Source organism: Streptomyces sp. NPDC006510 (assembly GCF_040611955.1).
In the GTDB taxonomy this organism is placed as follows: domain Bacteria; phylum Actinomycetota; class Actinomycetes; order Streptomycetales; family Streptomycetaceae; genus Streptomyces.
The window spans coordinates 1-7,900 of sequence record NZ_JBEXPH010000288.1 but is presented as its reverse complement, the minus strand read 5'-3'; the positions used below and the strand labels follow the sequence as shown (position 1 = coordinate 7,900).

At 68.5% G+C, this 7,900-nt stretch carries 7 protein-coding genes and 1 riboswitch; all 7 genes read left to right on the top strand.

The annotated features are described in order from the left end of the window. Positions 1-564 precede the first annotated feature (564 nt). Positions 565-1,470 (top strand): 30S ribosomal protein S2, encoded by a 906-nt coding sequence (gene rpsB / locus ABZY11_RS41095; protein ID WP_356484060.1) that lies wholly within the window; start codon positions 565-567, stop codon positions 1,468-1,470. Between the two features lie 99 nt (positions 1,471-1,569). Further along, positions 1,570-2,406 carry a translation elongation factor Ts gene (tsf, locus tag ABZY11_RS41090; RefSeq protein ID WP_356484059.1) on the top strand — a complete coding sequence of 279 codons (837 nt, stop codon included), beginning with the start codon at positions 1,570-1,572 and terminating at the stop codon, positions 2,404-2,406. 159 nt (positions 2,407-2,565) lie between these two features. Next, a complete protein-coding gene (gene pyrH, locus ABZY11_RS41085; protein WP_356484058.1) occupies positions 2,566-3,342 on the top strand; it encodes a UMP kinase in 777 nt (258 codons plus the stop codon). A 179-nt stretch (positions 3,343-3,521) separates the two neighbouring features. Beyond that, positions 3,522-4,079: a ribosome recycling factor gene (gene frr, locus ABZY11_RS41080; protein WP_072487217.1), complete on the top strand. Its 558-nt coding sequence runs from the start codon at positions 3,522-3,524 to the stop codon at positions 4,077-4,079. After that, the gene (locus ABZY11_RS41075) at positions 4,079-5,164 is read left to right on the top strand and encodes a phosphatidate cytidylyltransferase (protein ID WP_356484057.1); all 1,086 of its coding nucleotides are present in this window, start codon (positions 4,079-4,081) and stop codon (positions 5,162-5,164) included. Before frr ends, ABZY11_RS41075 begins: the two co-directional genes overlap by 1 nt. Positions 5,165-5,257: 93 nt before the next feature. Continuing rightward, positions 5,258-6,364 carry a 23S rRNA (adenine(2503)-C(2))-methyltransferase RlmN gene (gene rlmN, locus ABZY11_RS41070; RefSeq protein ID WP_093899078.1) on the top strand — a complete coding sequence of 369 codons (1,107 nt, stop codon included), beginning with the start codon at positions 5,258-5,260 and terminating at the stop codon, positions 6,362-6,364. A 41-nt stretch (positions 6,365-6,405) separates the two neighbouring features. Continuing rightward, a riboswitch (TPP riboswitch) is annotated at positions 6,406-6,522 on the top strand. 73 nt (positions 6,523-6,595) lie between these two features. Continuing rightward, the gene (locus ABZY11_RS41065; protein ID WP_356484056.1) at positions 6,596-7,708 is read left to right on the top strand and encodes a thiamine ABC transporter substrate-binding protein; all 1,113 of its coding nucleotides are present in this window, start codon (positions 6,596-6,598) and stop codon (positions 7,706-7,708) included. Positions 7,709-7,900 lie beyond the last annotated feature (192 nt).

The following is a 7,900-nucleotide window of genomic DNA, read 5'->3' as shown; positions in this document are numbered from 1 at the left end:
GGCCGCCCCGCGAGCGGCCAGCTGCGGTCGCCATCCGGCCCCGGCGCGGGCGCGGGCATCGGTGCGGGAACGGGAGCGGGCGTCGGCTCTCGGGCCGTGGCAACCGGTGTGCCGCACACGACCGCCAACAGGGACAACACCACCGCCACCAGCAGTGCCTCCCGCGCCGGAAGGGCGGGCACACCGCGGGGCGCTGCCCCGCGGTGTCGGTTCCGGAGGCGGGCAGCCGCCGGGTCGGGCAGGCCGGCCGGGCAGGCCAGGTGGGTCGGATCGGGTGTGCATCGCATGGCAGAACCGTCCCGCAGCCCCCCGATCCGCGGGGATCATGAACGGGATCTGTGGACAACCAGCCGGTTGTGGACAGCGCCGTCACCCGGCACCCGGGCCGTCCCGTACACTTCCTATGGCGATCCGGGTCACCGGGTCGACTTCGCACGCCCCGCCACCTCCCTCTCTGCGGACGGTGGCCGCGCTCCTCGGTCCCTTGTGGCACGGCGCGTCGGGGCGTCAGGCGCGACAGCAATCCTGCGGTCGCGACAACCGAGCACCTCAAGGAGTACGGCCATGGCCGTCGTCACGATGCGGGAGCTGCTGGAGAGCGGCGTCCACTTCGGTCACCAGACCCGTCGCTGGAACCCGAAGATGAAGCGCTTCATCTTCACCGAGCGCAACGGCATCTACATCATCGACCTGCTCCAGTCGCTGTCGTACATCGACCGCGCCTACGAGTTCGTCAAGGAGACCGTCGCCCACGGCGGCTCCATCATGTTCGTGGGTACGAAGAAGCAGGCCCAGGAGGCCATCGCCGAGCAGGCGACGCGCGTCGGCATGCCGTACGTCAACCAGCGTTGGCTCGGTGGCATGCTCACCAACTTCTCCACCGTCTACAAGCGCCTTCAGCGTCTGAAGGAGCTTGAGCTCATCGACTTCGAGGACGTGGCCGCCTCCGGCCTCACCAAGAAGGAGCTCCTGGTCCTCTCCCGCGAGAAGGCCAAGCTGGAGAAGACCCTCGGTGGTATCCGCGAGATGCAGAAGGTGCCGAGCGCCGTCTGGATCGTCGACACCAAGAAGGAGCACATCGCCGTCGGTGAGGCGCGCAAGCTCCACATCCCGGTCGTCGCGATCCTCGACACCAACTGCGACCCCGACGAGGTCGACTACAAGATTCCGGGCAACGACGACGCGATCCGCTCCGTCACCCTGCTCACCCGCGTGATCGCCGACGCCGTCGCCGAGGGCCTCATCGCCCGTTCCGGTGCCGCCACCGGTGACTCGAAGCCGGGCGAGAAGGCCGCCGGTGAGCCGCTCGCCGAGTGGGAGCGCGACCTGCTCGAGGGCGACAAGAAGGCCGACGCCGAGGTGCAGTCCTCCGCCGAGACCGAGAAGGTCGCGGACGCCGAGAAGCCGGCCGAGGCTGCTGCCGAGGCCCCCGCTGCCGAGGCCCCCGCCGCGGACGCCGAGCAGGCCTGACACCCGTCACGGCTGATGACGGCGGGGGCCGGTGCCACAAGCACCGCCCCCGCCGTTCACCCGTAGATCTTTCAGACTTCGAGAGAGAAACACAGACTCATGGCGAACTACACCGCCGCTGACGTCAAGAAGCTCCGCGAGCTGACCGGCGCCGGCATGATGGACTGCAAGAAGGCGCTCGACGAGGCCGACGGCAACGTCGACAAGGCCGTCGAGGCGCTCCGTATCAAGGGTCAGAAGGGCGTCGCCAAGCGCGAGGGCCGTTCTGCCGAGAACGGTGCCGTCGTCTCCCTCATCTCCGAGGACAAGACCTCCGGCGTTCTGCTTGAGCTGAAGTGCGAGACGGACTTCGTCGCCAAGGGCGAGAAGTTCCAGACCGTCGCCAACACGCTCGCCGCCCACGTCGCCGCGACCTCCCCGGCCGACCTGGACGCGCTGCTCGCCTCCGAGATCGAGGCCGGCAAGACCGTCCAGGCGTACGTCGACGAGGCCAACGCCAACCTCGGTGAGAAGATCGTCCTGGACCGCTTCGCGCAGTTCACCGGCGGTTACGTGGCTGCGTACATGCACCGCACGATGCCCGACCTCCCGCCGCAGGTCGGCGTGCTCGTCGAGCTCGACAAGGAGAACGCCGAGGTCGCCAAGGACGTCGCGCAGCACATCGCCGCCTTCGCCCCGAAGTACCTCAACCGCGACGAGGTCCCGGCCGAGACGGTCGAGAACGAGCGTCGTGTCGCCGAGGCCACCTCTCGCGAGGAGGGCAAGCCCGAGGCCGCCCTTCCGAAGATCGTCGAGGGTCGCGTCAACGGCTTCTTCAAGGAGGTCGTCGTCCTGGAGCAGGCCTTCGCCAAGGACAACAAGAAGTCCGTCCAGAAGGTTCTGGACGAGGCCGGTGTCAGCCTGAAGCGCTTCTCGCGCATCAAGGTCGGCATCTGAGTCCGTCCGCGAACAACGGTGGACCCCGATAGGGTCTAGTGCAGTCGTCGGCCGCACTCACGCCGTACGACCGCAGATCTGACGAGGAGGCCATTGCCGCTGAGGGACACCAGACCCACCGGCAATGGCCTTCTTCGTATGTGCACGAGGAGAATCTCCATGAACAAGGGCGCGGACGCCGCAAAAGGTGACCACAAGCGCGACGACGGCAAGGTGGCCGGACGCTTCATGCTGAAGCTGTCCGGAGAGGCGTTCGCCGGCGGCGGGGGTCTCGGTGTCGACCCCGACGTCGTACACGCCATCGCCCGGGAAATCGCGGCGGTCGTCCGCGACGGCGCGGAAATCGCGGTCGTCATCGGCGGCGGCAACTTCTTCCGCGGTGCCGAGCTCCAGCAGCGCGGCATGGACCGGGCCCGGTCCGACTACATGGGCATGCTCGGCACGGTCATGAACTGCCTGGCACTCCAGGACTTCCTGGAGAAGGAAGGCATCGACTCCCGCGTCCAGACCGCCATCACCATGGGGCAGGTCGCGGAGCCGTACATCCCGCTGCGCGCCGTGCGCCACCTGGAGAAGGGCCGCGTCGTCATCTTCGGCGCCGGCATGGGGATGCCGTACTTCTCCACCGACACCACTGCCGCCCAGCGCGCCCTGGAGATCGACGCAGAGGGCCTTCTGATGGGCAAGAACGGGGTGGACGGGGTCTACGACTCCGACCCGAAGAGCAACCCCGACGCGGTGAAGTTCGACGCGCTCGAGTACAGCGAGGTTCTCGCCCGCGATCTCAAGGTCGCCGACGCCACCGCCATCACGCTCTGCCGCGACAACGACCTGCCGATCCTCGTCTTCGAGCTGACCGCCACCGGCAATATCGCCCGCGCGGTCAAGGGTGAGAAGATCGGCACGCTCGTGAGTGACCGGAGCACCCGGGCCTGAGGGCCGGGGGACCTTCCCGGAGTACGACGGGGAGGTCCGGGCCGTCGGGGGAACCCCCGGGACCGGCCCCGAAGGATGGACAACGGCCTGCCGGTCGGACACCGTGCAGGTGAGGACGCGACGCAGGACCCGCCGGGCCCGAGCACGACGGGCCCACTCAAGACACGCAGGAGCACGTGGTGATCGAAGAAACCCTCCTCGAGGCCGAGGAGAAGATGGAGAAGGCCGTCGTCGTCGCGAAAGAGGACTTCGCCGCGATCCGTACCGGCCGTGCGCACCCGGCGATGTTCAACAAGATCGTCGCCGACTACTACGGCGCGCTGACCCCGATCAACCAGCTCGCCTCGTTCTCGGTGCCCGAGCCGCGCATGGCCGTCGTGACGCCGTTCGACAAGACCGCGCTGCGCAACATCGAGCAGGCCATCCGCGACTCGGACCTCGGCGTCAACCCGAGCAACGACGGCAACATCATCCGGGTGACCTTCCCGGAGCTCACCGAGGAGCGCCGCCGCGACTACATCAAGGTCGCCAAGGGCAAGGCCGAGGACTCCAAGATCTCCATCCGGGCCGTGCGCCGCAAGGCCAAGGAGACCCTCGACAAGCTGGTCAAGGACAAGGAGTCGGGCGAGGACGAGGTGCGTCGCGCCGAGAAGGAGCTCGACGACACCACCGCGAAGTACGTCGCACAGGTCGACGAGCTGCTCAAGCACAAGGAAGCCGAGCTGCTCGAAGTCTGATGAACGACTCTTCCTGGGGCGCCCCGCAGGGAGCCGGCCATTGGGGTGCGCCTGAGATGCAGGCTGCTCCGGCGGGTCCTGCATACGATGTGCATGACGCCCAGCAGACTCGGCCCATGCCCATCGTGCCGGACGTTCCCGACGCAGGTAGAGACGCTGACGACCGTGATGACCGGGACCAGGGGGCCGGACGCCTGAGCGGCGGCCCCTTGTTCCGTGACGAGAAGCCGCAGGAGCCCATGTCCACCGCGCCGCCGCCCCCGCAGAAGAAACGTGCGGGCCGTGATCTGCGAGCCGCCATAGGGGTCGGTGTGGGGCTCGGCGCCGTCATCGTCGCCTCGCTGTTCATCGTGAAGGCCGTCTTCGTCGGTGTGATCGCCGTCGCCGTCGTCGTGGGCCTGTGGGAGCTGACCTCTCGGCTCCAGGAGCGCAAGGGCATCAAGGCACCGCTCGTCCCGCTGGCGGTGGGCGGCGCGGCGATGGTGGTGTCCGGTTACGCATGGGGCGCCGAAGGCGCCTGGGTGGCGATGGCGCTGACCGCGCTGGCGGTGCTCGTCTGGCGGATGACCCAGCCGCCCGAGGACTACCTCAAGGACGTCACGGCCGGTGTGTTCGCGGCGTTCTACGTACCGTTCCTCGCCACGTTCGTCGCGATGCTCCTGACCGCCGACGACGGGCCGCAGCGGGTGCTCACCTTCCTGCTGCTGACCGTGGTCAGCGACACGGGCGCGTACGCCGTCGGCTGGCGCTTCGGGAAGCACAAGCTGGCGCCGCGCATCAGCCCCGGAAAGACCCGGGAGGGCCTGTTCGGGGCCGTCGCCTTCGCGATGGTCGCCGGTGCGCTGTGCATGCAGTTCCTGATCGACGGCGGTTCCTGGTGGCAGGGGCTGCTGCTCGGGCTCGCGGTCGCGGTCAGCGCCACTCTCGGCGATCTGGGCGAGTCGATGATCAAGCGGGACCTCGGGATCAAGGACATGGGCACGCTGCTGCCGGGGCACGGCGGCATCATGGACCGGCTGGACTCGCTGCTGCCGACCGCCCCGGTGGTCTGGCTGCTGCTGGTGCTGTTCGTCGGTTCCGGCTGAGATCAGGCTGCTGACCTGGGGTTTTGCGAGTGAGGGCCCGCTGTCCACAGGACGGCGGGCCCTCACTGTTCCGTCTGCGACACTGGATGGACCATGCCTAAGCCCGGAGAACTCACTTTCGTCGCGCCCCGCGGAGCCAAGAAGCCGCCGCGGCATCTCGCCGACCTCACGCCCGCCGAGCGCAAGGAAGCCGTCGCCGCGATCGGCGAGAAGCCGTTCCGCGCCCAGCAGCTCTCGCAGCACTATTTCGCGCGGTACGCGCACGACCCGGCGGAGTGGACCAACATCCCGGCCGGATCGCGGGACAAGCTCGCCGAGGCGATGTTCCCCGACCTGATGTCGGTGGTCCGCCACATCAGCTGCGACGACGACACCACCCGCAAGACGCTGTGGAAGCTGCACGACGGGACGCTCGTCGAGTCCGTTCTGATGCGTTACCCGGAGCGGGTGACGATGTGCATCTCCTCGCAGGCGGGCTGCGGGATGAACTGCCCGTTCTGCGCGACGGGACAGGCCGGTCTCGACCGCAATCTCTCCACCGCCGAGATCGTCCACCAGATCGTGGACGGGATGCGGGCGCTGCGTGACGGAGAGGTCCCCGGCGGCCCGGCGCGGCTCTCCAACATCGTCTTCATGGGCATGGGCGAGCCGCTCGCCAACTACAACCGGGTGGTCGGCGCGATCCGCCGGCTCACCGACCCGGAGCCGGACGGGCTGGGGCTCTCGCAGCGCGGGATCACCGTCTCCACCGTGGGCCTGGTGCCCGCGATGCTCCGTTTCGCGGACGAGGGCTTCAAGTGCCGTCTCGCAGTCTCGCTGCACGCGCCGGACGACGAGCTGCGCGACACCCTCGTGCCCGTGAACACGCGCTGGAAGGTGGGCGAGGTGCTGGACGCCGCGTGGGAGTACGCGGAGAAGTCCGGCCGCCGCATCTCCATCGAGTACGCGCTGATCCGTGACATCAACGACCAGGCGTGGCGCGGGGACCGGCTCGGCCGGCTCCTCAAGGGCAAGCGGGTGCACGTCAACCTGATCCCGCTGAACCCCACGCCCGGTTCCAAGTGGACCGCCTCGCGGCCCGAGGACGAGAAGGCGTTCGTCGAGGCGATCGCGGCCCACGGGGTGCCGGTCACCGTGCGGGACACCCGTGGTCAGGAGATCGACGGAGCCTGCGGGCAGTTGGCGGCGGCCGAGCGCTGAGGCCGGGACGGCCCGTGTAATCTGGGCCCGAATTCAACTTCATATTCCGACAGGGGAGCGCCACAGCGCTGAGAGTGCGGCACCGAGGACAGGTCGGCCGCAGACCCTCTGAACCTCGCCCGGGTCATTCCGGGTAGGAAGTTCGGTCATCAACTCATGCTGTTGCGCCCTGCCCGCTTCCCGTGGGCAGGGCCGCGTCTCTTCCTGGCCAAAACCCAGGAGGAATCCATAGTGAGCACCACGCGCAGGACCAGGCAGCTCGCGGCGACGGCTGTCGCCGCCGCGCTCGGCGTCACCGCACTCGCCGGATGCGGGAGCTCCGACGACTCGGCCTCCGGTTCCGGCGGTACGAAGGGCTCCGGCTCCAAGACCGTGACCCTCGTCAGCCACGACTCCTTCAACGCCTCCAAGGACGTGCTGAAGGAGTTCACCGAGCAGACCGGCTACACCGTCAAGGTGCTGAAGAGCGGCGACGCGGGTGTCGCGCTCAACCAGGAGATCCTGACCAAGGGCTCCCCGCGCGGCGACGTGTTCTTCGGCGTCGACAACACACTGCTCTCCCGCGCCCTCGACAGCGGGCTGTTCACGCCGTATCAGGCGAAGGGCATCGACCGGGTCGCGGCCGACACCCGGCTCGACGCGGACGCGCACCGGGTCACCCCCATCGACACCGGCGACATCTGCGTCAACTACGACAAGAAGTACTTCGCCGACAAGAAGCTCGCGCCGCCGCGGTCCTTCGACGATCTGGCGAAGCCCGCGTACAAGAACCTGCTCGTCACCGAGAACGCGGGGACCTCCTCGCCCGGCCTCGGCTTCCTCCTCGGCACTGTCGCCACCTACGGCGAGAAGGGCTACCAGGACTACTGGAAGAAGCTGGAGAGCAACGGCGTCAAGGTCGTCGACGGCTGGGAGCAGGCGTACAACGAGGAGTTCTCCGGCTCCGCGGGCGGCAAGAAGGTCAAGGCCGACCGGCCGCTCGTCGTCTCGTACGCCTCCAGCCCGCCGGTCGAGGTGCTGTATGCGAAGCCGCAGCCGGCCGAGGCCCCGACCGGGGTGGCCACCGGGACCTGCTTCCGGCAGATCGAGTTCGCCGGCCTGCTGAAGGGTGCGAAGAACGAGGCGGGCGGCAAGGCCCTGCTGGACTTCCTGATCAGCAAGAGCTTCCAGGAGGACATGCCGCTCAACATGTTCGTGAACCCGGTCACCAAGGACGCGGAACTGCCGGAGCTCTTCACGAAGTTCGGTGCGAAGGTGGACAAGCCGACGACCGTTGCCCCGGACGAGATCGCCAAGAACCGTGAGCAGTGGGTCCAGTCGTGGTCCTCGCTCGTAGTGAAGTAACGAAGAATCCCGTACGCGGAACGGACGCGGACGGGAACGGCGCCGGCGGAAAGTCTCCCCGGGTGCGCCGGTCGGGCCGGCCGGCCCCGCCCGCGCCCCCGGGCCGGCCCCCCGGGCCCGCCGCCCGAGGCCGGGTTTGTCAGCGGCTCAGGTCCCGGGAACCGCTTCACTGCCAGCGGGAAGAACACCGCG